Genomic DNA, 24,411 nt, shown 5'->3' with positions numbered 1-24,411 from the left:
CGAAGGGCGACCATCCCCAGCCATCTGCGTCTCGTGAGATTCCTGAGGGGGAATGTCATGGCTGAGAAGGACACGCAACGCAAGGTTCTGGCAGTGCTCGCCGGTGGGCTGGTGCTCGGCGTCGGAATCGGGGTGACGCTCGCTGCATGGAACGACTCCGAGTTCGCGACCGGCACCTTCACCGCAGGCTCGTTCAATCTGGAGGGATCCACGACGAGCGCGACCGACGGGTACGACGATCACAACGTCGATCTGGGGGACACTGCAGCGGCGCTCGTCTTCCAGCTGCCCGCCGTGGCGTCGTCGATGTCTCCGGGCGACGTCGTCTACGCACCGTTCTGGGTGCGTCTCGACAGCACGACCACCAACGGCGCCACGCTGGTGCCGTCGGGGATCACCGCGGGCACGGGTGGCAACGAGGCCAACCTGTCGTACACCGTGACGGCCATCGACGCGGGCGACGTGTGCGACGCCACGGCGGCAGGAACCGTCGTCGCGACGGGCACCACATTGAGCGCTCAGACCGGAGCCACGTCGGTTCCTCTCGCTGAGGGCGCACCGGCAGGGACGGCGGGAACGCCTGTGCAGTTGTGCTTCGCGGTGACCGCGGGCGCCGGTCTCACGCAGGGCGCCGCCGCGACCGCGACCTGGGAGTTCACGGCCACCTCGACTGCGGACTGATCATGGCCGACACCCGCAGAGGCATGCGGGAGGGGAAGCGACTGCTCTCCCGTCGGATACGCGCTGTGCTCGCGGGCGGGCTGGTGTTCGGCGTCGGCGCGACGATGACCCTGGCCGCCTGGAACGATTCCGAATACGGCAATGCGACCTTCACCGCCGGGCGGTTCGACATCGTCGGGGCGACAGACGGTGCCACGTTCTCGAGCCACCCGGTGGGCACCCCGGCGGCGCTGTCGTTCAGCGCACCGTTCTCGGCCATGGCTCCCGGCAACACCACGTACGCGCTGTTCAGCGTGCGGACCGCGAATCCATCGGTGGCCGGCACGCTGCAGCTCAGCGTGACGTCGACGGCGGGAACCGGGCTCGGCACCTACCTGCGATACGGAGTGAGGGCCATCGCGGGGACGGCCTGCAACAGCACGACCTACACGGCCGGGACGGCTGTCGTTCCCGACAACTCGCTGCTGTCGGTCGGCGGCACCGGCACCCAGGCGGTCGCGGCCAACGGCGGAACGACCGTGAACTACTGCTTCGCAGTGACGTTGCCGGCAGCGACCGACAACGGCGCGCAAGGGCTGACGGCGATCCAGACATGGCAGATCGCCGGAGTGTCGAGCTGACGTGCGGGCAGAGCATCGGATGACGTGAGGAGGAGACATGAGTGCACCGACGAGGCGCAGCCTGCGTGAACAGGCGACGGTCGATGATGCGTCCGCGTCGCCGGCACCCGCCGCGGCGTCCTCGCGAGGCACTCTCGGGAGGGCGCTCGCCGATGTCCTCCTCTGGCTCGCCGCCGCCGCAGGGGTCATCTGCATCGTGCTCGTGATCGTCGCCTTCACGGCGAACATCACCCTCATCATGTTCCGCACGGGATCGATGGCGCCGACGATTCCCGCCGGTTCCGTGGCGGTGGTCCAGAGCGTCCCGGCATCCGAGGTGCAGGTCGGCGACGTCGTCACCGTCGATCGAGCAGGCGATCTGCCGGTCACGCACCGCATCACCTCGATCGCTCCCGGTGCGAGTGCGGACGAACGGGTGATCACGATGCGCGGAGACGCGAACGCGGCCGACGATCCGTATCCGTACACCGTGCAGACCGTTCGGATCGTGCTGTTCTCGATCCCCGGCATCGCGACCGTGATCGTCGCGATGGGCGATCCGTACGTACTGGGCGGACTCACGATCGGCGCGACGGTCCTCGTCGTCTGGGCGTTCTGGCCGCGCTCCCGGAAGGAGAGTCGCGAGCAGGTCGATCCGGCGGGAGTCGACCGATGAACCGGCGGGTGGCGTGCGTCGCGGGTGCCTGTGCGGTCGTCTGCGCAGCGCTCGTCGCGGTGAGTCCGGCGTGGGCGGCCCCCTCGACCGAGGTCGTGCAGGGACAGGTGCTGCGGCTGGTCTCCGTCGCCGACTGGGATGCCGCGTCGAGCCTCCTGCCTGGCCAGCCCGTGCAGTGGGATGTGACGGTGAGCGCTGAGGCACCGGACCCCGGGACCGTGGCGGTAGGAGTCAGTGCGAGCGGCGGTGCGGCGCTGGTGATGGACGTGCTCCGCTGTGCGCAGGAGTGGGATGAGAGCGGATGCCGGGGAGGCGCGACCACACTCGAGTCCGGCTGGTCGATACCTCGTGACGGCCTCGAGGTGCCGCTCGTCGAGATGGCCGACACAGAGGTGGCCCACCTCAGGCTCGTCATCGCGTTGGACGGCGCGGACGACGGCAGCACCCAGGTGCGCGTGCATGCACGCGGCGCCGGAGAGTCCGCGACGGTCGGACCCGACGGCGGGCTGGCGACGACGGGCGGTGCGACCTTCGCTCCCTGGGCGATCGGCGGGGCGCTGGCCCTGGTGGCCGGTGGTGCCGCGCTGAGTGCGACCCGGCGCCGCCGCAGCACCGGAGCTCACCGAGGCGAGTCGTGATCGTGCGGCGGCAGCGCGTCCTGGCCGGAGTCGCCGGTGCGGCGCTGCTCTGCGGAGTGGCCCTCGCGCCGCCGGCGCAGATCACCGACGCGGCATTCACCGACCCGGAGTACGGTCGAGCCACGATCACGGCGTTCCGCGTTCCCCCCGCCACGATCATCGCCTGCACGGTGGCGAACAACGGTCTGGGCGTCTTCCAGAACGTCCGGCTCGTGTGGACGTCGGTGTATCCCGCCAGCGGGGTCAGGCTCACACTCACCCAGGGAGCGACGACAGCAGTGGTCCCGGCGGCGAACATCACCACGACAGGTCCTGCCGGCGGCCTCTACACCCACACCGCCGTCCTCACTCAGAGTCTGCTCGCCAGCCTCATCTCCAACCTTCTCGGCAGCACCACGACATTGACGGTGACCAACCTCCTGGCCGGTACGTCCTGGGTGTCGGCCGGGACCTCGCGCCAGCTGTCGATCGCGCTGCTCGGGCTCAACGCGTCCTGCACGTGAGTTCGTGCGGTGCGGACCGGCTCAGTCGGCGAGTGCGAGAGCGCGGAACGCATCGCGCTCGCGCAGGTGCTCGCGCCGGCTGGCGGCGGCGGCCGCCGCGGCATCCGCGATGCGGGTCGGCACCTGCTGACCGGTGGTGCGCCGGTAGAGCTCGTCGATGAGATCTGTGGCGAGGCCGACGAGCTTCGCGATCTCGCGGTCGTCGCGGTCGATCCAGACGCAGCGGGGTTCGTCATGGATGGGGGAGAAGTCGACGTGCTCCTCCCAGACGAAGAGCGTGCGCTCGGCGCCCAGCACGTGCTGCTGCCACCACACCTGACGCAGGTAGGTGCGGGGGATGCCGCGGAACGCCTTGTTCGTGGTCTTGATCTCCGCGAGCTTCACGCGACCGTCGGCGTCGACGGCGATACCGTCGGGAGTCGCGAGATGGCGGTGCTCGACCTCAGCGCGGAACAGGGCGGAGGAGGGGAGGATGCCGTGCGTCGCCGCCACCCAGGCGGCGATCTCGGGCTCGCGGCGGCGTCCGTGATCGGTGTAGGCGTTGCCTCCGAACCGGGGCCCGCCGCCGAGCTTGGAGTCGGCGGCGCGGGCGATGGACCGCTCGCTCGTGAGTCCGGCGACATCCGTGGCGGTGATCCCGCGGGACCGTGCCCGCATCCAGGCGACGCGGTCGCGGGAGTCCGCGACGATGCGAGCTTGGAGTTCGGGGGTCACCTATCGAGGGTAACCCCGGTCGCCGACTCTCCCTCCCGCACACGCCGCCCGGGCCGTTCCCTCGGGCGTTCGACCCCGGCAGAGACTCAGCTGTGCGTCGGCCACGCCTCCGGGCCGGCGGATCCGGCGACGTAGTCGTCGAGCGGCACATCGCCCCGCTGCCACGCCTCGAGGATGGGGGCAACGATCCGCCACGACTGCTCGGCGGCGTCTCCCCGCACGGCGAGCATCGGATCCCCGTCGAGGACGCCGGACAGCACCTCGGCGTACGCCTTGAGCGCGCCCTCGCCGAGCTCCGCGGACAGGATCGCGCGTTCCAGCTCGAGCGGGTCCTCGGATGCGTTCAGGTTCAGCTCGAGCGACATCCGGTCGGGACCGAGCGAGAAGCGCAGCACCGCTCCGTCGGACGTGCCGGTGAGCCCGCGGGGCAGATGGCGGACAGGACGGAAGCGCACGACGATCTCTCTGGCGGGCGTTCCGAGGGCCTTGCCGGAGCGGAGCCGGAACGGGATTCCCGCCCAGCGCGCGTTGCGGACCTCGAAGGTCGCCTCGGCGAGCGTCTCGGTCTCCCGACCCGGGTCGACGCCGGGTTCGTCGACGTACGAGGGCTTCGCGGTGCCGTCGATCTCTCCCGCGGTGTAGCGGGCGCGGCGAGACGACCCGGCGGGGTCGTCGCCCCACACGGTGGTCGCGCGGAGCACCGCGCCGGTCGCGGCGCGGAAGTCGACCTCGTCGAGGGTGGCGGGCTCTTCCATCGCGAGCACCGCGAGCACCTGGAGCAGATGACTCTGGATCATGTCGACCAGTGCGCCGGCCTTGTCGTAGTAACCCTCACGCCCCTCGAGCGCCAGCGCTTCGTCGTAGACGATGTCGATGGACTCGATGCTCTCCGCAGACCAGAGCGGTTCGAGGATGCGGTTCGCGAACCGTGCGCCGAGGAGATTCAGCGTGGTCGAGCGACCCAGGAAGTGGTCGACGCGGAACACCTGGGTCTCGGGCACGAGGGCGGTGAGGATGCGATTCAGCTCGCGGGCGCTCGACTCGTCGGTGCCGAACGGCTTCTCCATCACGAGCATCGCGCCCGCGGGCAGCATGTCGGGCGTGAGTGCGGCGATGCACGCCGCCGCCACGGCCGGAGGCACTGCGAAGTAGAGGGCCACGCGGCCGGTGAGGCCGCCGAGCAGCGCACGCAGATCGTCGGCGCGCGTGATGTCGGTGCGGGCGTAGGTGACGTCGACACGGGCTGCCGCGTCCTCGGCGTCCATCGAGGCGAAGGCCGTGTCGACGACGGCCCGCAGCTCGGCATCCGTCCACTCCTCGCGATCGGCGCCGACGATCCGCACCGAACGCGCGGGTTCTCTCTTCAGCAGCTGGCCCAGAGCGGGCAGGAGGAGCCGAGAGGTGAGGTCGCCACCTGCACCGAGGATCACCAGCGTCGTCGCATCGGTCATGTTCTCACCGTAATCGCTCCGACCCTCGGGTGAACATGCCAGACTCGGTCGATGCCCGCTCCGATCGAGGACTACGCCCTGCTCAGCGACTGCCGCACCGGCGCGCTCGTCTCGCGAGACGGCAGCATCGACTGGCTGTGCCTTCCGCGTTTCGATTCGTCCTCGGTGTTCGGCGCTCTCCTGGGCGACCCCGGTCACGGATGCTGGACGCTGCGCCCGAGCGATGCCGGGGCGACATCGACGCGGTTCTACCTCTCGGACACCTTCATCCTGGTCACCCGGTGGGAGACGGCGGAGGGCGTCGCGGAGGTGCACGAGTTCATGCCGATCCAGCCGACGCGCACCGAGGTCATCCGACGGATCGTCGGCGTCTCGGGCAGCGTCGAGTTCGACACCGAGCTGCGCCTGCACTTCGACTACTCCCGTCGGCTGCCGTGGGTGCGGCAGGTCGGCACTCCGGATCACCCGGCGCTGCATGCGACGGCCGGGCCCGAGTCGGTGATCGTGCGCGGCGTGCGATTCCACGCCGAGGACCATCGGCACCGGGCGACGGTGACGGTCGGCCCCGACGAGATCCGGGACCTCACGCTCAGCTGGTTCCTCTCCTATGAGCAAGCGCCGAAGCCGCTCGACGTCGAAGAGGCGATCGCCGGGACGCGGGCCTGGTGGCAGGGATGGGCGAGCGGGATCCGCCACGACGGCCCGCATCGCGACGCCGTCGTCCGCTCTCTGCTGGTGCTGCGTGCGCTCACCAACAAGGACACCGGAGGCATCGTCGCCGCGGCCACGACCTCGCTGCCCGAGGACTTCGGCGGCTCGCGCAACTGGGACTACCGCTTCGTCTGGCTGCGGGATGCCGCGCTGACGCTCGAGGCGCTGATCGCTCATGGCTTCCTCGCCGAAGCGCATCAGTGGCGTCGCTGGCTGCTCCGGGCCGTCGCGGGGGAACCGCGGGAGGTGCAGATCATGTACGGGATCGCCGGTGAGCGCGATCTCCTCGAGCGCGAGCTGACCAGTCTCCCCGGTTATGACGGTTCAGCGCCGGTGCGCATCGGCAACGGGGCCGTCGACCAATACCAGGGTGATGTGATCGGCGAGGTCCTGGTCGCTCTCGAGGCGGCCAGGATCGCGGGTCTGGAAGAGGGGGACTTCTCCTGGCCCTTGCAGCGCGCGCTCGTCGAGCAGGTGATCGCGTCGATCGATCGCCCCGACAACGGAATCTGGGAGATCCGGGGCGAGCCGCAGTGGTTCACGCACTCGCGGGTCATGATGTGGGCCGCGCTCGACCGGGGAGTCCGTGCCGTGCGGGAGCATGGTCTCGCCGGCGATGCCGAGCGGTGGGAGGGCGTGCGCGATCGCCTGCGTCGCGAGATCGACGACCGCGGTGTCGATGCGGAGGGCGGCCACTTCGTCCAGCACTACGGATCCGGCGACGTCGATGCCTCGCTGCTGCTGCTGCCGCAGGTCGGGTACTGCGCCGCCGACGATCCGCGCATGCTGCGCACCGTCGCCGAGATCGAGAGTCGCCTGCTCGTGAACGGATTCGTGCGGCGCTATCGCACCGAGTCCGGGGTCGACGGACTCGGTGGAGGGGAGCATCCCTTCATCGCCTGCAGCTTCTGGCTCGTCGAGCAGTATGCGGCGAGCGGGCGCACGGGCGACGCGCAGAACCTCATGGCCGGAGTGATGGCGATGGCGAACGATCTCGGCCTGCTCTCGGAGGAGTACGACGTCGGACACCAGCGGCAGGCCGGCAACACTCCGCAGGCGCTCTCGCACCTGAGTCTCATCCGGGCCGCCGACGCACTCGCCGGGCACCGGGGACGCGCGGCGCACCGGGACTGACGTCCGATTTGAGGGTCGGCGGTCGATGAGGTAGCCTGGGAACAACCGAAGACCGCTGGTCATCGTCGTGCGTGAGAACGCGAGGCGATCGAAGCTCTGCTCAGCAGGGGCCCGCGCAGGACACGAACTTTCAGAGCTCCGTGCGCTTGCGCCGGAGCTTTTCTGTTGCATGCGGTCAGGGGTCGGCGCCTCACCTCCGTGAGGCGCCTCGTACACACCAAGGAGTGACCATGGCGCAGAAGGACGCATCGGTTGCCGAGCTCACGAAGTCATTCGAGAACTCGACTGCCGTTCTGCTGACCGAGTACCGCGGTCTGACGGTTGCCCAGCTCAAGGAGCTGCGCAACAGCATCCGTCAGGACGCTGAGTACGCCGTGGTGAAGAACACGCTGACCAAGATCGCCGCCAACAAGGCTGGCATCACCGCGCTGGACGACGACCTCAAGGGTCCGTCGGCTGTCGCGTTCGTGCATGGCGACTTCGTCGCCACTGCCAAGGCTCTTCGTGACTTCGCCAAGGCCAACCCGCTTCTCGTGATCAAGTCCGGCATCTTCGAGGGCAACGCCCTCTCTGCCGACGAGGTCAACAAGTACGCCGCGCTCGAGAGCCGTGAGGTTCTGCTGGCGAAGGCTGCGGGCATGATGAAGGCGACGATGGGCAAGGCTGCTGCCACCATCGATGCTCTTCGCGAAAAGCTGGAGACCGCTGAGGCCGCGTGAGCGACCCACGATCTCGTTCAACAAACCCACCTATCTAGGAGATACATCATGGCTAAGCTCACCACTGAGGAGCTGCTCGAGCAGTTCGCAGGCCTGACCCTCGTCGAGCTCAACGACTTCGTCAAGGCGTTCGAGGAGAAGTTCGAGGTCACCGCTGCTGCCCCCGTCGCCGTTGCAGGCGCAGGCGGCGGCGCTGCTGAAGAGGTTGAGGAGAAGGACTCCTTCGACGTCATCCTCGAGGCTGCCGGCGACAAGAAGATCCAGGTCATCAAGACCGTCCGCGAGCTCACCTCGCTCGGTCTCGGCGAGGCCAAGGCCGTCGTCGACGGTGCTCCCAAGGCCGTGCTCGAGGGCGCGAACAAGGAAGCAGCCGAGAAGGCCAAGGCTGCCCTCGAAGAGGCAGGCGCCACGGTTACCCTCAAGTAATCCGTTCCAGGTCGCGGCGTGACGCCTCGCCCTGGAAGCGTCTGAACGCTTCACGAAAGCCCCGGGTCCGCCCGGGGCTTTCGTGCGTCCGGAGCGCAGATCCGCAGAGGAGCGGTCAGCGTCGTCCGGCGGTGGAGCTCCGGACGACCAGCGAGGATGTCGTCACGGTGCGCTCGCGCGGAGAATCCGGGTGGTCGATCTGCTGCCGCAGCAGGCGCACTGCCTCGTGGCCCTGTTCGCGCGGTGACTGCCTGATGGTCGTGAGCGCGAACATCTCGGCGTGCTGGTGGTCGTCGACTCCGACGATGCTGAGCTCGGTCGGCACGGCGATGCCAAGGCGACGTGCCGCGATCATCGCGCCGATCGCCGCCTCGTCGCAGACGCCGACGATCGCGGTGGGGCGTCCTCTGCGGTCACCGAGGAGCTCGACGGCGGCGGCGTAGCCGCCGGGCATGGTCGGGCGGCTGTCCGCGATCCTCGCGACCGCCTCGAGTCCCGCCGCGGCGAGAGCCTCGAGATATCCCTCCACGCGCTGGGCGTCGCCGAAGCTGAGATGGTCCGGATCCGTGGATCCGCCGACGAACGCGATATCAGTATGGCCGAGTTCGATCAGGTGCTCGGTGGCGATCCGGGCGGCGGCGATGTCGTCGATCGACACGGCACTGGATCCCTCACTGTACGGACCGACGCTGACGAGCGGTCGCTCGGAGCGGTGCAGACGTTCGAGCTCCTGTGCGCTGGGCTGGATGCCGACGGCGATGATCCCGTCGAACCGTCGCCCGGGCAGCACGACGTCGAACAGGCGCTCGCGGGTCTCGCTGCCTTCGCGGATGCCGTAGAGCGCGAGCTCGTAGTCGAGGGCGAACAGCGATTCCTGGATGCCGGCGAGCAGCTCCGAGAAGAACCAGCGGTCGACCGGCGGCATGATGACTCCGACGGTCTGCGTGCGACCCGTGGCGAGACTCGTCGCGGAGGAGTGTGCGACATAGGCGAGTTCTCCGGCAGCATCGGCGACCCGCTTGCGGGTGTCTTCCGAGACGTAACCGCGTCCGCTGAGTGCTCGGCTCGCCGTCGCCTTCGACACGCCAGCGCGCGCCGCGACGTCGGCGATCGTGCTCATCCGGTCCTCCTCGACCATGACTGCGACGCGAGCCCCCACCCCTGCGCCGATGACAGCGTAACGGGTCGCAGGGACGAAAAGGAACCGGTTCCACAGGAATTGTGAGGGAGCGCTCCCATGGTTCGTGCCAGGGCGCTGCGAATGGTTGTCAGTCTGTGATCCTGGCTTATTGTGCCGCGGCGTCGGACCCCGATAGGTTGTCCTGGAATCGGTTCCCGATTCTGTGCCGAGGGGCGGCGCGGAATGTCGTGGGAGCCGGGAAACTCGAAGAGGAGAATTCACATGGGTCTGTCACAGCGTTCCCGGCGTTACGCGCCAATCGCACTGCTGGGAGTCGCGGGCATCGCGCTCGCCGGTTGTGGTGCTCCCGGCGGCACGGACGGCGGGGGAGAAGGCGGCGGCGGAGACAACACCGTCACGATCTACGGCACGATCGTCGAAGGAGAGGCAGAACTTCTCGCAGAGTCCTGGGCGGACTTCGAGAAGGAGAACGACATCACGATCAAGTACGAGGGCAGCCAGGACTTCGAGACTCAGCTCGGCACCCGTGCACAGGGCGGCAACCCGCCCGACATCGCGATCTTCCCGCAGCCGGGTCTGTTCGCGGACTACGCGGCTCGCGACTTCCTGAAGCCGGCCCCTGACGCCGTCGAGGCGAACGCCAAGGAGTACTGGACGCAGGGGTGGGTCGACTTCGGCACCTACGAGGACGAGTTCTACGGCGCGCCGCTCATGGCGAGCGTCAAGGGCTGGGTCTGGTACTCGCCGACGAAGTTCGCCGAGTGGGGAGTCCAGGAGCCCACGAGCTGGGACGAGCTGCTCACACTGACCCAGACCATCCAGGAGAAGAGCGGCAAGGCACCCTGGTGCGCCGGCTTCGAGTCGGGTGTGGCGACCGGCTGGCCCGGCACCGACTGGATCGAGGACCTCGTGCTCCGCAACGCGGGCGCCGACGTCTACGACCAGTGGGTCAAGAACGAGATCCCCTTCACCGACCCGCAGATCAAGGAGGCGTTCGACGCCACCGGCGAGATCCTGCTCAACCCGGCCTACGTCAACGGCGGCTTCGGCGACGTGCGTTCGGTCAACTCCACGGCATTCGGCGACGTGGCCCCTGCGGTCGCGAGCGGCGAGTGCGCACTGACGCACCAGGCGTCGTTCCTGTCGGGCTTCTTCCCCGAGGGCACGAACATCGCCGAGGACGGCGACGTGTGGGCGTTCCTGCTTCCGAGCCAGAGCGAGGACGAGACGTTCATCACCGGTGGTGGCGAGATCGTCGGCGCGTTCAGCGACGACGAGGCGACGCAGAAGGTGCTCGAGTACCTCTCGAGCCCCGAGTGGGCCGACAGCCGTCTGGCGCTCGGTGGCGTGACGTCTGCGAACAAGGGCGTCGACATCGAGGCCGTCGAGAACCCGATCCTGCAGGAGTCGATCAAGCTGCTCCAGGACGACTCGGTCACGTTCCGCTTCGACGGATCCGACCAGATGCCCGGCGCCGTCGGCTCGGGAACCTTCTGGAAGGGCATGGTCGCCTGGATCAACGGCACCTCGACCGACGAGGTCCTGACCCAGATCGAGACCGGCTGGCCCTCCAGCTGATCGGATGAGGTGGGCCGCCCCGTCGGGCGGCCCACCTTCTCCCTCTCGGTCCGCGCATCGCCGCGCGGACCGCTGATCAGCTCCGTCTCATGAAGGGGAATCCATGAACGCGACTGTGTTCTTCCAATGGATCGGGTCTCTGCCCCCGATCGCCCAGGCTCTCGCCGTCGTCATCGCGTTCGCGGTGGTCGTCGTCGTCATCCTGCTTCTCGTCGACATCGCGCCCCGCAAGGGCGCGCTCTACACCGGCATCCGCCTGGCGATGTGCCTGCTCATCCCGTTCGCGGTGATGTGGTTCTTCAACTCCTATTACTGGGCGATGGGAGTAGCGGTCGCCGTCGGCGCCCTGTTCTTCTTCCTCGACTACCGTTCCCGCGACGGAGCCGGGTACCTGATCCAGCTCGTGGCATTCATGGCCCCGGCCATGCTGCTGCTGCTCGCGGGCCTGATCCTGCCGTCCATCCAGACGGTATACGCGTCGTTCTGGAACTCCACCGGCAGCGACTTCGTCGGCTTCTCGAACTACCTCTGGATCTTCACGCAGTCCGACGGCGTCACCTCGGTCGTGAACACGATCGTCTGGGTGCTCCTGGTCCCGACGCTCTCGACCATCGTCGGTCTGGCCTACGCGGTGTTCATCGACAAGACCCGCGGCGAGAAGATCTACAAGCTCCTCGTCTTCATGCCGATGGCGATCTCGTTCGTCGGCGCGAGCATCATCTGGCGCTTCGTCTACGCCTACCGCGGTCCGGAGTTCGAGCAGATCGGTCTGCTCAACCAGATCCTGGTCTGGTTCGGCGGAGAACCGCAGCAGTTCCTGCTCAACGGACCGTGGAACAACCTCGCCCTCATCGTCGTGCTGATCTGGGTGCAGACCGGTTTCGCGATGGTCGTCCTGTCGGCGTCGATCAAGGGAGTTCCCACAGAGCTCCTCGAAGCGGCCGAGCTCGACGGCGCGAACGCGTGGGAGCGATTCCGTTCGGTGACGATCCCGTCGATCCGCCCCGCGCTGATCGTCGTCCTCACCACCATCTCGATCGCCTCGCTGAAGGTCTTCGACATCGTCCGCACGATGACCGGTGGCAACTACGGCACCTCGGTGCTCGCGAACGAGATGTACACGCAGTTCTCCAAGTTCGAGGCGGGACGCAGCGCTGCGCTCTCCGTCATCCTGTTCATCCTGGTGCTCCCGATCGTGATCTACAACGCGCGCCAGATCAAGAAGCAGCGGGAGATCCGATGACCGACACCGTGAACTCAGACACCGGAAAGAGCACGAGGGCGATCACCACCGCCGGACGCTTCGAAGCCTCGGCCGGCCGCGCGCGCAAGCGCCTGAGCCGTCCGTGGGCCACCGTCGCATCGATCGTGATCGCCGTGGTGTGGACGATTCCGACGCTCGGCCTGTTCATCTCGTCGTTCCGTGAGAGGGACGCGATCGAGACGAGCGGCTGGTGGACGGTCTTCACCAACCCGCAGCTGACGCTCGACAACTATGTCGCCGTGCTGCAGTCCGGAACGACGCAGCTGACGATCCTGGAGTCGTTCTTCAACTCCATCGTGATCACGATCCCCGCCACGCTCATCCCGCTGATGATCGCGGCGATGGCGGCCTACGCGTTCTCCTGGATCGACTTCAAGGGACGCAACGCGCTGTTCATCTTCGTGTTCGCGCTGCAGATCGTGCCGATCCAGATGGCTCTCGTGCCGCTGCTGTCGTCGTTCTCGCGGGGCATCAACCTGTTCGGCGTCCAGGTGACGCAGGGACTGGACGCCTCGGGCGGCTACGCACAGGTGTGGATCGCGCACACGATGTTCGCGCTGCCGCTGGCGATCTACCTGCTGCACAACTTCATGTCGGAGATCCCGGGGGAGATCATCGAGGCGGCTCGCGTCGACGGCGCATCCCGCGGACAGATCTTCTTCCGGATCGTGCTTCCGCTGACGATGCCGGCGATCGCGTCGGTGGCGATCTTCCAGTTCCTGTGGGTGTGGAACGACCTGCTCGTCGCCCTCGTGTTCGCCGACGGCGCCGCCTCGCCGATCACGAAGGTGCTCGCCGAGATCACCGGTCGCGGCGAGGGATGGTACCTGCTCACCGCAGGAGCCTTCGTGTCGATCATCGTCCCGCTGATCGTCTTCTTCTCGCTCCAGCGGTACTTCGTGCGAGGACTCCTGGCGGGGTCCACCAAGGGCTGATCGGCTCTCGGAGACAGGTCGAGCACACGATGCCGCGATCGGGCGCAACACAGCCCCGGTCGCGGCATCGTCGCACGTACGCTGTGAACATGAAGTACGCAGACTCCATCGTCGACCTCGTCGGCGACACGCCCCTCGTGAAGCTCCAGCACGTCACCGAGGGCGTGGAGTGCACGGTTCTCGTGAAGCTCGAGTACCTCAACCCCGGCGGCTCCGCGAAGGACCGCATCGCCTCGCGCATCATCGACGCGGCCGAGGCCTCGGGCGACTTGCGGCCGGGCGGCACGATCGTCGAGCCGACCAGCGGCAACACCGGCGTCGGACTCGCGCTGGTCGCCCAGCAGCGCGGGTACAAGTGCGTCTTCGTGCTGCCGGACAAGGTCGGCGAGGACAAGATCGACGTGCTGCGCGCCTATGGTGCCGAGGTGGTCGTCACGCCCACCTCGGTGGCGGCCGACAGCCCCGAGTCGTACTACAGCGTGAGCGACCGGCTCGCCCGCGAGATCCCCGGGGCGTTCAAGCCCAACCAGTACGAGAACCCCAACGGGCCGCGCAGCCACTACGAGACCACCGGCCCCGAGATCTGGCGAGACACCGACGGCCGCGTCACGCACTTCGTCGCCGGGGTCGGCACCGGGGGCACGATCACCGGAACCGGCCGGTATCTGCGAGAGGTGTCGGACGATCGGGTCCGCATCGTCGGAATCGACCCCGAGGGCAGCGTCTACAGCGGCGGCACCGGGCGCCCGTACCTGGTCGAGGGCGTCGGCGAGGACATCTGGCCCGGCGCCTACGACCCGAGCGTGCCGCACGAGATCGTCGCCGTCGACGACGCCGAGTCGTTCGCGATGACCCGGCGGCTCGCGCGAGAAGAGGGAATCCTCGTCGGAGGCTCCAGCGGCATGGCCGTGGTCGGCGCGCTGCGGGTGGCGCGTGATCTGCCGGCGGACGCTGTGATGGTGGTGCTGCTGCCGGATGGCGGGCGCGGGTATCTCGGCAAGATCTTCAACGACGGCTGGATGCGCTCGTACGGCTTCAGCGAGGTGGAGGAGGGCGAGACCGTCGGCGACGTGCTCGCCGCGCGCACGGCCCGCCTGGGGGAGGGCATCCCCGATCTGGTGCACGCGCATCCGACCGACACCGTGCTCGAGGCCATCGGCATGATGACCGAGTACGACGTCTCTCAGCTGGTGGTGCTGAGCGCCGAGCCGCCGGTCATGATGGGCGAGGTGGTCGGCACGGTCGACGAGAAGGGGCTGCTGGACCTGCTGTTCCGAGGCGATGCGAAGCCCGCGGACGCCGTGGGCGATCATGTGGGGGACAGGCTGCCCCTCATCGGCATCCACGCGCCGATCGCGCAGGCACGTGCGGCGCTCGCCGACGTCGACGCGCTGCTCGTCACCCTCGACGGCAAGCCGCACACGGTGCTCACGCGACAGGACCTGCTGTCGTACATCTCCCGCTGATCCCGCACGGACGCCGGACGCCGGACGTAACAGGAGCGGATGCGGTCGCCGGAGCGGACGTAGGCTGAGGGACATGTCCGAGCATGCCTTCGCCACCAGAGCCATCCACGCAGGTCAGGCGCCTGACCCGACCACCGGGTCGATCATCCCGCCGATCTATCAGGCCTCGACGCATGTGCAGGACGGCATCGGCGGGTTCCGAGACGGGTACGAGTACAACCGAGCCGGCAACCCGACACGGTCATCGCTCGAGACGCAGCTCGCCGCACTCGAAGGCGGCGCGAACGCGCTGTCGTTCGCGTCGGGGCTCGCTGCGGAGGATGCGCTGCTGCGCGGCATCCTCCGACCCGGCGATCACATCGTGCTCGGAAACGACGTCTACGGCGGCACCTACCGCCTGCTCACCAAGGTGCTCGCGCCCTGGGGCATCGAGACCACGACGGTCGAGCTGTCGGACGTCGACGAGCTGCGCGCGGCGATCCGGCCCGAGACGAAGATCGTCTGGGTCGAGACGCCCAGCAACCCGCTGCTGAAGATCGTCGACATCGAGCTCATCGCCGAGATCGCCCACGCGGCCGGGGCGATCGCCGTCGTCGACAACACCTTCGCCTCACCGGCACTGCAGCAGCCGCTCTCGCTCGGCGCCGATCTCGTCGTGCACTCCACCACGAAGTACCTCGGCGGGCACTCCGACGTGCTGGGCGGTGCTGTCGTGTTCCGCGACGACCGTTTCTTCGAGCAGGTCAAGTTCCAGCAGTTCGCGGTGGGTGCGGTCTCCGCGCCTCTCGACGCCTGGCTCACGACCCGCGGCATCAAGACGCTCGCGGTGCGGGTGCGCCAGCACTCCGAGAACGCGCAGGCCATCGCCGAATGGGCAGCCGGCCGCCCGGAGTTCGCGACCGTGTACTACCCGGGGCTCGCCTCTCACCCGGGGCACGATGTCGCCACGCGGCAGATGAGCGGGTTCGGCGGGATGCTGTCACTCGGTCTCTCCGCCGGTGCCGATGCAGCCAAGTCGTTCGCGGAATCGACCGAGCTGTTCCAGCTCGCGGAGTCCCTCGGCGGTGTCGAGTCGCTGATCGGATACCCGCCGGACATGACCCACGCCTCGGTGCGGGGCACCGCGCTCGCCGTGCCCGAGAACGTCGTTCGGCTGTCCGTCGGCATCGAAGGCGTCGACGACCTGATCGCCGACCTCGAGCAGGGGCTCGCTCGCCTCGGCTGACCCCTCAGCGTCGATGGCGCACGCAGGTGGGCGCGAGCGGGCTGTAGCATGGAGACTTCGCCCGGATCGAATCGATTCGACTTCCGTCGCGGATTCGGCCGCTCTCGCGACGTGATCCCTCGCGACTCACCTGATCCCCCCCAACTCCGGAAGGACCGTCGTGCCCGACGCTCCACGCACTGACTCCATCCCGACCGCCCCCGCTCCTGAGCGGACCGCCACGGGCAGCATCCGCATCCCGTCGTCGACGGGCGCGATCCGCACGCTCGGCTCGAACCCGGCCACCGCGCCGATCATGCTGCACCCCGGCGACTCGATCTCGAACGGCCGTCGAGCCCTGTACATCGTGCTGCTCGGCGCGCTCACCGCGCTCGGCCCGTTCACGATCGACCTGTATCTGCCTGCCTTCCCGGTGCTGGAGCAGGACTTCGAGACCACGGCGGCAGCGATCCAGCTGACCCTGACGGGCACGATGATCGGCTTCGCGCTCGGCCAGCTCGTCGTGGGGCCGCTCAGTGACAAAGTGGGCCGCCGAATCCCGCTGATCGTCGTGACAGCGCTGCACGTGCTCGCCAGTGCGGCGGCGGCGTACGCGCCCACCCTTCCGCTGCTCAGCGGCGCGCGAGTCTTGATGGGCGTGGGAGCGGCCGCGGGCGGCGTCGTCGCCATGGCCATCGTCCGCGATCTGTTCGGCGGCCGCAGGCTCGTGGTGATGCTGTCGCGGCTCGCCCTCGTGTCGGGCGTCGCCCCGGTGATCGCCCCGCTGATCGGCTCATGGCTGCTCACGCTGATGCCGTGGCGCGGCATCTTCGTCGTGCTGGCCCTGTACGGCGTCGTCATGCTCGTGTCGGCCATCGTCTTCATCCCCGAGACGCTGCCGATCGCACGCCGCCAGGAGAAGGGCGGCGCGACAGTTATGCAGCGCTACCGCTCGGTGTTCTCCGATCGCGTCTTCATCGGCGTGCTGATCATCGGGGGCATGACCTTCTCGGGTCTGTTCTCGTACCTGTCTGCCTCGCCGTTCCTGTTCCAGCAGACGCACGGGCTCGACGCGCAGCAGTACGGTCTCCTGTTCGCGGTCAACTCGCTCGGTGTCGTCGCCGGCGTGCAGACGGCCTCGCGACTCGCCGCGCGCTTCGGACCGCAGTGGGTCATGGCCTACTCGACGGCGGTCCTGCTTCTCGCGGGCATCGCCATCATCGTGACCGATCAGCTCGGCCTCGGGCTGTGGGGCACGGTCATCCCGCTGTTCGTCTTCATGACAGCCTGCGGCTTCACCTTCCCGAACGTGCAGGTGCTCGCTCTCGACAGGCACGGCAAGGCCGCGGGCACCGCGGCGTCCGTGATCGGAGCCACGAACTTCGGCGTCGCAGGGCTGATCTCGCCGGTCGTCGGCTGGGTCTCTCAGGGTGCGGGGATCACTGCCACGACCATGGCCTCCGTGATGGTCGGATGCGCGGCCATCGGGGTCCTGTCACTGTGGCTGATCGTGCGTCCACGGACTGTCGGCATGCTGGCTCCCTGACTTTCAGCTTCCGACCGGCAGAATGGTTCGATGAGATCACGAACGCTGCTGTGGTGGGGAATAGGGATGCTCGTCGCGGCGACGCTCCTCGGAGCGGCGATCGTGTTCGGGTACACCGAGCCTCCCGGCTTCGACACCTGGTGGAACGAGACGATCAGCACGTACCGCACCGACGCGATGCTGTCGTTCGCGTTGGTGCTGAACAGCATCGGCGGCGGGTGGATAGCGATCCTGCTCGTTCCGCTGCTGCTGATCACCGCTCTTCTCGTGGCTCGGCGATGGCAGGCCGCCGTGTTCGCCGCTGTGGCGTTCCTCGCGAGCGCCGGCGCCGTGCAGCTGCTGAAGCACCTGTTCGGACGAGCGCGCCCGGAGGACATGATCGTCGTGAGCGACTACGGATCGTTCCCCTCGGGGCACGCCGCCAACGCGGCGACGATCGCGATGGTCCTGTGGCTGGTCTTCCCTCGCGTGTGGACCGCGATCCTCGGCATCCTCTGGGTGGTCGCGATGGCGCTCTCGCGTACTCTCCTGTCGGTGCACTGGGCCACCGACACGCTGGGCGGTGCGCTGGTCGGCGCCGGCGTCGTTCTCGTGCTGGGGGCCTGGCTGCTGCCGTGGGTGCAGTCGACGTCGCAGCGGGACGACCCCGCAGTCGCGCCGGTAGGCTGACACCGTCCACATCGCATCGAGGAGCAGCATTGTCGCGCATCCGTCCGTATCGTCCGTCCGACCGCGCCGCCCTCTACGACGTCTGCGTCAGGACTGCGGATGCCGGAGCCGACGCGACCGGGATCTTCTCGGACGACTCGCTCTGGGGTGACCTCTTCGCCGTGCCGTACGTCGAACGCCACCCTGACCTCGCCTGGGTCGTCGAGACCGACGACGAGCGCGTGATCGGCTACATCGTGGCGACGGACGACACGGATGCCTTCGCGACCTGGTTCCGCGACGAGTGGTGGCCTATGCGACAGGAGCGGTACCCGAGGGTCGACGAGCCGAGCACCCGTGAGGATCGCATGATCGAATACGGCTATGCGCAGGCCCCGGGCCGGGACGCGAACGCGGAGGAGTACCCCGCGCACCTGCACATCGACCTCCTGCCCGAGACCCAGGGTCAGGGACTCGGGCGCCAGCTGATCGAGACGCTCTTCACCGAACTGCGCCGCCGCGGAGTGCGGGGGCTGCATCTGGGCATGGACCCGAACAACACGGGCGCCGCCGCCTTCTACAGGCGGCTGGGCATGACACCGCTCCCTGCGGAGCCGGGCGGACAGAGCTTCGGCGTGACGTTCGACTGAGCTCTCGGCCGGGCGGCGGGTCCGGTGCTCGCTGCGCTCGCGCCTCCCCGAATCCCCAGCGCTCGATAAAAAGCATGAAGGGCCCCCGCTGGCGCGGAGACCCTTCATGCTTTTGGCGGTGACGGCGGGATTCGAACCCGCGGTTGCTTGCACAACACACGCTTTCCAAGCGTGCTCCTTCGGCCGCTCGGACACGTCACCAAGGAACAACCTAAACAGTCTATCCGATCGGGTGGGCAGCCCATGACCAGCTCGTGTGGAGGCCATCATCCGGCGGGATGCCGCTCCACCGGTATGCGATCTGTCCGAGCCTTGCGCCCGCAAAGCGATGCTCTCTAGCCTCGAACGTAGACACTGTGCAGTCATATAAGAGCGCACGGCCAGGGTGTGTGAGCCCGGCCGCGCAGCCGACACCGATCGGCGAACTCGTCTCGGAAGGACGTTCATGGCGACAGACCCTTTGCCCACCGTGGCCAGCACTCCTGTGCGCACCGCGTTGCGCCTGGCACACTCCCGCGCTCTCGCAGACCTCGGCCTCGATGCGATCGGCCGTTCCCGCTTCGGATGGCGCGACCGGTCGATCGGCTCAGCCGTCGAACGGGCCGGCTCCTCATACTGGTTGCGAGTCGTCTGGGCTCGAAGCGAGTGGGCGAGGAGCTCGTGGTGGGTCGGCAACCAGGACGCGATGACCATCACCGGGGTCGAGAAGCCCCGACTGATCGACGCGCGGGCGTGGGAGGAAGGACCGCTGGTGTATCGGGCCGACCTCATGAGCCTGCTTCCCGGTCGGGTGTGCGCTCCGACATCCGTGCTCGAGCGGACGCCCGGGCTGGACGAGACGTGGTGGACCGCGCTCGAACGCAACCTCGACGCCGTCGCGGCGACGCCGACGGAGCGCACCGTGCTCGATTCCGAGATCATGCGCCGCAGGATCGGCGTGTTCTTCGGCATCGACCTCGACGTCGACCAGGACGACTGGGTGGCGAGCCACGGCGACCTGCACTGGAACAACCTTCACCGGGAGCCGTTCGCGATCGCCGACTGGGAGTCCTGGGGTCTGGCGCCGCGCGGCTATGACCCGGCGTTCCTGCTCGGACACTCCCTGGCCGTTCCGCACGTGGCAGATCAGATCGCGCGGCGATTCCGTCGGGACCTCGAGACCGAGAGCGGCATCGTCTCTCAGCTGTACGTGATGACGAAGCTGCTCACGCGTGCGGACGCCGGAGAGCACGTCGGACTCGTGCCCGCGGTGCATCGTCACGTCGGGCGGCTTCTCGGCACTCGGGTGCCGCTGCGGCGTCGGGCTCCCGCTCGTGCGACGTAGGATCTCTGGGTGGCAACCCCCAAGATCGTCCTCTTCTACGTCTTCACCCCGCTCGCCGATCCGGATGCGATCCGGGTGTGGCAGCGCGACCTCGGCGAAGCGCTCGGGCTGCGCGGACGGCTCCTCATCTCGAAGGACGGAGTCAACGGCACGTTGGGCGGTGACCTTCTGGCGCTGAAGAAATGGGCGCGGTCATTCCGGGCCTATGCGCCCTTCAAGAACGCCGACATCAAGTGGAGCGAAGGCACCGGCGTCGACGCCGATGGTCGCAGCGTCGACTTTCCGAAGCTCAGCGTCAAGGTGCGCGACGAGATCGTGTCATTCGGAGCGCCGGGCGAATTGCGGGTCGATGAGAACGGCGTCATCGGCGGCGGCACTCGGCTCACACCGGAAGAGCTGCACGAGCTGATGGGGGAGCGAGGCGACGAGGTCGTGTTCTTCGACGGACGCAACGCGCTCGAGGCGCAGATCGGCCGCTTCCGGGGAGCTGTCGTTCCCGACACCGAGACGACTCGCGACTTCGTGCAGCTGCTCGACTCGGGTGCCTACGACGACCTCAAAGGCAAGCCGGTCGTCACCTACTGCACGGGCGGCATCCGCTGCGAGGTGCTCTCGAGCCTGATGACAGCCCGCGGGTTCGGCGAGGTGTACCAACTCGAGGGCGGCATCGTCCGCTATGGCGAGCAGTACGGTGACGAGGGCCTCTGGGAGGGGTCACTCTACGTGTTCGACAAGCGTGGCTCCGTCGACTTCTCCGACCACGCGGCCGTCATCGGCGAGTGCGTCGGCTGCGGTGTGCCGACCAAGCGCACCGCGAACTGCCCGGACCCCGCCTGCCGCACCCAGTTCGTCGTCTGCGAATCCTGCGACTCGGTGCGCTGCGAGCTGCACGCCGCCTGATCCCCTCGCCACCACCTTCGGCAGTCGCGGTACTACTCAGACGAGCAGCGGCACGTCGGTGCGGCGGCTGACGAAGAGCGATCGCGGCAGCAGGAACGCGTGGACCCTCGTCCAGCGATCGACGCTGCGGCGCAGTTGAGCCGTCACATCGATCAGAGCGGCGTCGAGATCTCGGGCCGCGCTCGCCGAGGGGCGCGCATAGCTCGCCTGCTCGACTGCGGCGACGAGCACTCTGATGGCGTCGGCATTCACGCCGCTGTCTCTCACGAGGTCATCGCCGCGCATGCGAGGGGTCTCGGCGTCCGACAGGGGTACGCGCAGATCCTGCATGGTCGCCCGCAGCTCGGCCCACGCGGCTCCGGCGTCACCGTCCCGCGCGCGCCCGCGTCGCGCGAACCGCAGCGCGAGACGAGCGAATGCGGGAATCAGCAGCACCACCAGCACCCCGAGCGTCGTCAGCACGACGGGAGTGGGGTCGAGCTGACGACGCTCCCCGGTCGCGCCGGCGTTGTCGCCGGCATCCTCACGCTCGAGCTCCGGTCCCGAGGTCTGCTCGGTGCTGGGAGCCGCCGTCGGAGCGGGCGTCGCGGCGCCGCCCGTCCCCCCGCCCGTCGTCGCCGCGGCGCTGAAGGCCGTCGGAACCCCGAGAGACGCCGTCGGTTCGAACGGGACCCAGCCCACGCCGGGGAAGAGGACCTCGGGCCATGAGTGCAACTGGTCGCTCGAGACCGAGTACACCGCCTCATCGCCGCGCGTCGTCTCGGTCAGCGCCCCGGGGAGGTACCCGACGACGATGCGCACCTCCATGTCGAGGCTCTCCGCCATGAGCGCGAACGCCCCGGCGAAGTGGATGCAGTATCCCGACCGCACCTCGAGGAACTCGGCGACCGCATCGGCTCCGGTGCCGTCGAAGCCCTCATCGACAGGGGTCTCGAGAGAGTAGGCGAACTGGCTCCGGAACCACGACTGGAGCGCGACCAAGCGGTCGTAGTCGTTCGTGGCGTCCGCCGTTACCTCGGCCGCCGTCTCGCCGATCACGTCCGGCAGGTCGACCGGCTCGGCATCGGGGTCGACGATCGGCGAAGCGGCGGGAAGCGCGCGGATCTGCTCGAGAGTCGGTGAGACCTCGAGCGACCGCACCGTGTAGTCGTTGCCGACGGCATCCCCGTTGCGAGACGCGAGAGTGCGGTTCTCGGGGCTCACCCGCCAGGCGGCGGAAAGTCCCTGCACGCCGGTCGCGGGGTACGGCACGGGGAGCCATGAACTCGACATCCGGATCACGCGGATGGAGGTGTTCTGGTCGGTCGTCTCGATGTCGTCCGCCCACTCGTCGGGGCCGAATCCCTCGCTCTGCGCCTGCAGGTCACCGCGATCGGGCTCCCACACGCGCCCGTCGAACGACGACAGCGTCGTGAGTCGCAGGTAGGGCGCGGTGTCCGCCGTCGTCGCCAACGTGAGCACCTCGACAGGGTTCGGCTGTCGCAGGTCATCGCCGAGGCGTAGCGACGCATCGACGGTGACCCCCGTACCTGTACCCGTGAGAGTGGCCGAGACCGGCAGCACCGGTGCGACGATCACCGTCGCCGCGAGCGCAGCGACGCCGACGCCAGCGGCGACCGCCACGGATGTCCGCCGCGGCGAATCGGGATTCTGCGCCGCCGTGTACCGCAGTAGCACGAGGATCAGGATGCCGAGCAGCACGAACCAGACGACGTTCACACCCCCGAGAGTGGCGATCATCGGCATGGATCCGACGACGGCGGTGAGGAGGCTGGCGAGGATCGCGCCGCGCTGGGCGACGAGCTGGTCGAGCAGGATGGCGACGACGCCGAACCCCAGGCCCATCACCGCCTGAAGCCCCGGTGATGCGGCGAGCGGGGCCGAACCGAAAGCGATCTCCTCCCAGGCGGCGGCGGCGAGAGCCTGGAAGGTGTAGAACGTCGCTTCGGTGGGCACGACGCCGAACACCGCGGTGTCGCCCGCGACGAGCAGGATGACGGTGCCCATCACCACCAGGATCTGGACGGCGATCGTGACGAGGTCGCGTGCCCAGGCCGGACGGCCGCGCATCAGCGTGCGACACGTCATGCCCGTGAGCGCCGTGACGACGATCACGGCGAGGACCGCGAACGACCAGCTGCCGGGTTCGATGACCGAGGTGAACGGCCACATCGCGACGAGCCCGGCCGCCGCAGCCAGCACCGACGGCAGGACGGTGCCGACGGGCAGCTCGTGCTCGCGGTGCCACGACAGGCGGGATCCGCGTTCGGCCTGTCGTTCAGCTCGGGACATCGGTCGCTCCCCGGTGGTCCGCGGTGCCGCCGATGCGGTCGGGCAGCACGTCCTCCCACGCCTCTGCGATGTCGTCGCCGAGTCTCGCGAAGCGCCAGCCGTTCCGCTCGGCCGCCGCGACGACGCCGGCGCCCGGTGCGGTCGCGAACAGCATCGGCGCTGCCGCTCCGGACGGGCGCAGCAGGGCGGCATCCTCGTCGTCGATCTCGCCTGTGATGTAGACGAGCGGACCCGGAGGTGTGCCACCGACCAGAGTCGGGAGGTCGCGGGGCTCGCCGCGCGGGCCGACCAGCGCGAGGGCGACGAGAAGGCCGTCCCGATCGTCTTCGTGGCCGCGCAGCGTGCCCAGCAGAGTCCCGCCGCTGTCGATCACATCGACGCCGTATCCCTCCTGCACGAGGTGCACGGCGACGGAGGCGCACATCGACACCGCGGTCTCGAAAGCGGGGTCCTCGGCATCACCCGGGCGCGCCCAGCGTGCGGCGCTGCGGTCGAGGATCACGAGAGCGTCGGGGCTGGACTCCTCCTCTTCCTGCCGCACCATCAGCTGTCCGCGATGCGCGGTCGCCCGCCAATGGATGCGGCGCATCGAGTCGCCCGGGATGTAGCGGCGCGGCGAGAGATTGTCGCTGCCCTGCCCGAGCCGACTCGAGGACGTGTGCGCGGTCCCGCCGGCGGCCCCGACCTTGACGGTCAGCGGCGCGAGCGTGAACACCTCAGGGACGACGGTGACCGTGCGCGTCTCGCCGAACGCCTGCTCGCGCTGCGCGAGACCGAACGGGTCGACGGTGCGCACCACCAGTGGGCCGATCGGCCACACGCCGCGACGGACGCCGGTGATCAGATAGGTCAGCTGGCCGGTCTCGGACGGGTACTCGCCCGCCGAGTCGCCGCTCACCGCGGGCGGTAGCACGTCGCGCCAGAGGCCGCGGGGAACGCGCAGGGCCCGCAGGGTGAAGCGCAGGGTCACTCGCGAGGTCTCCGACACGGTCAGCAGGTCGGTCGAGACCTGCCGCGTGACGGTGCCCGTGCGCCGCGGCAGCCGCACGACGAGAACCGAGAAGACGGTGAGCACGAGAAGGAGGATGCCGATGTAGAGGAGGATCGGCGCGCCCAGCATGTTCGCCGCGATCAGGCAGCCGAGACCGGAGAGGAGCGCACCCGTTCCCCGCAGGGTGAGGGTTCGACGGCGAGGCATGGCGAGCGGCGGG

At 68.6% G+C, this 24,411-nt stretch carries 23 protein-coding genes and 1 tRNA gene; 18 read left to right on the top strand and 6 right to left on the bottom strand.

What is annotated here, in order from left to right:
• Positions 1-57: 57 nt before the first annotated feature.
• From LQZ85_RS01715 to LQZ85_RS01695, 5 genes are read left to right on the top strand one after another with little or no spacing between them, the layout of a single operon-like run.
• Positions 58-681 carry a SipW-dependent-type signal peptide-containing protein gene (locus LQZ85_RS01715; RefSeq protein WP_053097436.1) on the top strand — a complete coding sequence of 208 codons (624 nt, stop codon included), beginning with the start codon at positions 58-60 and terminating at the stop codon, positions 679-681.
• Positions 682-683: 2 nt separating this feature from the next.
• Entirely contained in the window at positions 684-1,301 is a 618-nt protein-coding gene (locus tag LQZ85_RS01710; RefSeq protein ID WP_056279798.1) for a SipW-dependent-type signal peptide-containing protein, read from the top strand.
• A 37-nt stretch (positions 1,302-1,338) separates the two neighbouring features.
• Positions 1,339-1,956, top strand: coding sequence for a signal peptidase I (locus LQZ85_RS01705; protein ID WP_053097434.1), 618 nt, complete (start codon positions 1,339-1,341; stop codon positions 1,954-1,956).
• On the top strand, positions 1,953-2,594 hold the full coding sequence (locus LQZ85_RS01700) for a hypothetical protein (RefSeq protein ID WP_056279800.1): 642 nt from the start codon (positions 1,953-1,955) through the stop codon (positions 2,592-2,594). Before LQZ85_RS01705 ends, LQZ85_RS01700 begins: the two co-directional genes overlap by 4 nt.
• Positions 2,591-3,097: a hypothetical protein gene (locus LQZ85_RS01695; RefSeq protein WP_056279802.1), complete on the top strand. Its 507-nt coding sequence runs from the start codon at positions 2,591-2,593 to the stop codon at positions 3,095-3,097. Before LQZ85_RS01700 ends, LQZ85_RS01695 begins: the two co-directional genes overlap by 4 nt.
• Before the next feature lie 21 nt (positions 3,098-3,118).
• Here the strand turns inward: LQZ85_RS01695 and LQZ85_RS01690 are convergent, their stop codons facing one another.
• Entirely contained in the window at positions 3,119-3,811 is a 693-nt protein-coding gene (locus tag LQZ85_RS01690) for a YqaJ viral recombinase family protein (protein ID WP_053097431.1), read from the bottom strand.
• Positions 3,812-3,897: 86 nt separating this feature from the next.
• Entirely contained in the window at positions 3,898-5,262 is a 1,365-nt protein-coding gene (locus LQZ85_RS01685) for a glucose-6-phosphate dehydrogenase (protein WP_230100383.1), read from the bottom strand.
• Positions 5,263-5,313: 51 nt separating this feature from the next.
• Here LQZ85_RS01685 and LQZ85_RS01680 point away from each other — a divergent pair, with 51 nt between their 5' ends.
• The 3 genes from LQZ85_RS01680 (at position 5,314) to rplL (ending at position 8,252) form a co-directional block, all read left to right on the top strand.
• Complete coding sequence (locus LQZ85_RS01680; RefSeq protein ID WP_056279805.1) at positions 5,314-7,107, top strand: glycoside hydrolase family 15 protein; 1,794 nt, start codon at positions 5,314-5,316, stop codon at positions 7,105-7,107.
• 230 nt (positions 7,108-7,337) lie between these two features.
• Positions 7,338-7,826, top strand: a complete 489-nt coding sequence (gene rplJ / locus LQZ85_RS01675) for a 50S ribosomal protein L10 (protein ID WP_053097428.1) — start codon at positions 7,338-7,340, stop codon at positions 7,824-7,826.
• Between the two features lie 48 nt (positions 7,827-7,874).
• Positions 7,875-8,252 (top strand): 50S ribosomal protein L7/L12, encoded by a 378-nt coding sequence (gene rplL / locus LQZ85_RS01670; protein ID WP_042539579.1) that lies wholly within the window; start codon positions 7,875-7,877, stop codon positions 8,250-8,252.
• Between the two features lie 115 nt (positions 8,253-8,367).
• On the opposite strand, the gene LQZ85_RS01665 is transcribed toward rplL, so the two are convergent.
• Positions 8,368-9,372, bottom strand: a complete 1,005-nt coding sequence (locus tag LQZ85_RS01665; RefSeq protein ID WP_053097427.1) for a LacI family DNA-binding transcriptional regulator — start codon at positions 9,370-9,372, stop codon at positions 8,368-8,370.
• A 282-nt stretch (positions 9,373-9,654) separates the two neighbouring features.
• Here LQZ85_RS01665 and LQZ85_RS01660 point away from each other — a divergent pair, with 282 nt between their 5' ends.
• The 8 genes from LQZ85_RS01660 (at position 9,655) to LQZ85_RS01625 (ending at position 18,684) form a co-directional block, all read left to right on the top strand.
• Positions 9,655-10,971 carry an extracellular solute-binding protein gene (locus LQZ85_RS01660; RefSeq protein ID WP_053097426.1) on the top strand — a complete coding sequence of 439 codons (1,317 nt, stop codon included), beginning with the start codon at positions 9,655-9,657 and terminating at the stop codon, positions 10,969-10,971.
• Between the two features lie 103 nt (positions 10,972-11,074).
• On the top strand, positions 11,075-12,214 hold the full coding sequence (locus LQZ85_RS01655) for a sugar ABC transporter permease (RefSeq protein WP_053097425.1): 1,140 nt from the start codon (positions 11,075-11,077) through the stop codon (positions 12,212-12,214).
• Positions 12,211-13,170, top strand: a complete 960-nt coding sequence (locus tag LQZ85_RS01650) for a carbohydrate ABC transporter permease (RefSeq protein WP_056279807.1) — start codon at positions 12,211-12,213, stop codon at positions 13,168-13,170. The genes LQZ85_RS01655 and LQZ85_RS01650 overlap by 4 nt, the downstream gene beginning before the upstream one ends.
• Positions 13,171-13,259: 89 nt before the next feature.
• On the top strand, positions 13,260-14,636 hold the full coding sequence (locus LQZ85_RS01645) for a cystathionine beta-synthase (protein WP_056279809.1): 1,377 nt from the start codon (positions 13,260-13,262) through the stop codon (positions 14,634-14,636).
• Positions 14,637-14,709: 73 nt separating this feature from the next.
• A complete protein-coding gene (locus LQZ85_RS01640) occupies positions 14,710-15,861 on the top strand; it encodes a cystathionine gamma-synthase (RefSeq protein ID WP_053097421.1) in 1,152 nt (383 codons plus the stop codon).
• 295 nt (positions 15,862-16,156) lie between these two features.
• On the top strand, positions 16,157-17,386 hold the full coding sequence (locus LQZ85_RS01635; RefSeq protein ID WP_053099210.1) for a multidrug effflux MFS transporter: 1,230 nt from the start codon (positions 16,157-16,159) through the stop codon (positions 17,384-17,386).
• A gap of 30 nt (positions 17,387-17,416) precedes the next feature.
• Positions 17,417-18,055, top strand: coding sequence for a phosphatase PAP2 family protein (locus LQZ85_RS01630; RefSeq protein ID WP_072591647.1), 639 nt, complete (start codon positions 17,417-17,419; stop codon positions 18,053-18,055).
• Positions 18,056-18,084: 29 nt separating this feature from the next.
• The gene (locus tag LQZ85_RS01625) at positions 18,085-18,684 is read left to right on the top strand and encodes a GNAT family N-acetyltransferase (RefSeq protein WP_056279811.1); all 600 of its coding nucleotides are present in this window, start codon (positions 18,085-18,087) and stop codon (positions 18,682-18,684) included.
• 113 nt (positions 18,685-18,797) lie between these two features.
• Here the strand turns inward: LQZ85_RS01625 and LQZ85_RS01620 are convergent.
• Positions 18,798-18,885 (bottom strand) — tRNA-Ser (locus LQZ85_RS01620).
• A 244-nt stretch (positions 18,886-19,129) separates the two neighbouring features.
• On the opposite strand from LQZ85_RS01620, the gene LQZ85_RS01615 reads away from it, so the two are divergent.
• Both LQZ85_RS01615 and LQZ85_RS01610 read left to right on the top strand, forming a co-directional pair.
• A complete protein-coding gene (locus tag LQZ85_RS01615) occupies positions 19,130-20,008 on the top strand; it encodes an aminoglycoside phosphotransferase (protein WP_157538284.1) in 879 nt (292 codons plus the stop codon).
• A gap of 9 nt (positions 20,009-20,017) precedes the next feature.
• Positions 20,018-20,908 carry a rhodanese-related sulfurtransferase gene (locus tag LQZ85_RS01610; RefSeq protein ID WP_056279814.1) on the top strand — a complete coding sequence of 297 codons (891 nt, stop codon included), beginning with the start codon at positions 20,018-20,020 and terminating at the stop codon, positions 20,906-20,908.
• A 36-nt stretch (positions 20,909-20,944) separates the two neighbouring features.
• Here LQZ85_RS01610 and LQZ85_RS01605 read toward each other — a convergent pair whose 3' ends face one another.
• A complete protein-coding gene (locus LQZ85_RS01605; RefSeq protein ID WP_056279816.1) occupies positions 20,945-23,200 on the bottom strand; it encodes a DUF3488 and transglutaminase-like domain-containing protein in 2,256 nt (751 codons plus the stop codon).
• The gene (locus LQZ85_RS01600) at positions 23,187-24,398 is read right to left on the bottom strand and encodes a DUF58 domain-containing protein (protein ID WP_056279818.1); all 1,212 of its coding nucleotides are present in this window, start codon (positions 24,396-24,398) and stop codon (positions 23,187-23,189) included. The genes LQZ85_RS01605 and LQZ85_RS01600 overlap by 14 nt, the downstream gene beginning before the upstream one ends.
• Positions 24,399-24,411: the final 13 nt, after the last annotated feature.

Origin of the sequence: Microbacterium sp. Bi98, assembly GCF_918698045.1 — a bacterium.
Taxonomy (GTDB): domain Bacteria; phylum Actinomycetota; class Actinomycetes; order Actinomycetales; family Microbacteriaceae; genus Microbacterium.
The sequence above is the reverse complement of the archived record's forward strand: the minus strand, read 5'-3'. Positions and strand labels throughout refer to the sequence as shown.

Excerpts from the sequence above, each read along its gene's own strand:
- LQZ85_RS01655 (WP_053097425.1), top strand. The coding sequence starts at position 11,075 with ATGAACGCGACTGTGTTCTTCCAATGGATCGGGTCTCTGCCCCCGATC.
- LQZ85_RS01600 (WP_056279818.1), bottom strand. The coding sequence starts at position 24,398 with ATGCCTCGCCGTCGAACCCTCACCCTGCGGGGAACGGGTGCGCTCCTC.
- LQZ85_RS01660 (WP_053097426.1), top strand. The coding sequence starts at position 9,655 with ATGGGTCTGTCACAGCGTTCCCGGCGTTACGCGCCAATCGCACTGCTG.
- LQZ85_RS01635 (WP_053099210.1), top strand. The coding sequence starts at position 16,157 with ATGCTGCACCCCGGCGACTCGATCTCGAACGGCCGTCGAGCCCTGTAC.
- LQZ85_RS01645 (WP_056279809.1), top strand. The coding sequence starts at position 13,260 with ATGAAGTACGCAGACTCCATCGTCGACCTCGTCGGCGACACGCCCCTC.
- rplJ (WP_053097428.1), top strand. The coding sequence starts at position 7,338 with ATGGCGCAGAAGGACGCATCGGTTGCCGAGCTCACGAAGTCATTCGAG.
- LQZ85_RS01665 (WP_053097427.1), bottom strand. The coding sequence starts at position 9,372 with ATGAGCACGATCGCCGACGTCGCGGCGCGCGCTGGCGTGTCGAAGGCG.
- LQZ85_RS01640 (WP_053097421.1), top strand. The coding sequence starts at position 14,710 with ATGTCCGAGCATGCCTTCGCCACCAGAGCCATCCACGCAGGTCAGGCG.
- LQZ85_RS01710 (WP_056279798.1), top strand. The coding sequence starts at position 684 with ATGGCCGACACCCGCAGAGGCATGCGGGAGGGGAAGCGACTGCTCTCC.
- LQZ85_RS01605 (WP_056279816.1), bottom strand. The coding sequence starts at position 23,200 with ATGTCCCGAGCTGAACGACAGGCCGAACGCGGATCCCGCCTGTCGTGG.
- LQZ85_RS01705 (WP_053097434.1), top strand. The coding sequence starts at position 1,339 with ATGAGTGCACCGACGAGGCGCAGCCTGCGTGAACAGGCGACGGTCGAT.
- LQZ85_RS01630 (WP_072591647.1), top strand. The coding sequence starts at position 17,417 with ATGAGATCACGAACGCTGCTGTGGTGGGGAATAGGGATGCTCGTCGCG.
- LQZ85_RS01715 (WP_053097436.1), top strand. The coding sequence starts at position 58 with ATGGCTGAGAAGGACACGCAACGCAAGGTTCTGGCAGTGCTCGCCGGT.
- LQZ85_RS01650 (WP_056279807.1), top strand. The coding sequence starts at position 12,211 with ATGACCGACACCGTGAACTCAGACACCGGAAAGAGCACGAGGGCGATC.
- LQZ85_RS01680 (WP_056279805.1), top strand. The coding sequence starts at position 5,314 with ATGCCCGCTCCGATCGAGGACTACGCCCTGCTCAGCGACTGCCGCACC.
- LQZ85_RS01700 (WP_056279800.1), top strand. The coding sequence starts at position 1,953 with ATGAACCGGCGGGTGGCGTGCGTCGCGGGTGCCTGTGCGGTCGTCTGC.
- LQZ85_RS01685 (WP_230100383.1), bottom strand. The coding sequence starts at position 5,262 with ATGACCGATGCGACGACGCTGGTGATCCTCGGTGCAGGTGGCGACCTC.
- LQZ85_RS01615 (WP_157538284.1), top strand. The coding sequence starts at position 19,130 with ATGGCGACAGACCCTTTGCCCACCGTGGCCAGCACTCCTGTGCGCACC.
- rplL (WP_042539579.1), top strand. The coding sequence starts at position 7,875 with ATGGCTAAGCTCACCACTGAGGAGCTGCTCGAGCAGTTCGCAGGCCTG.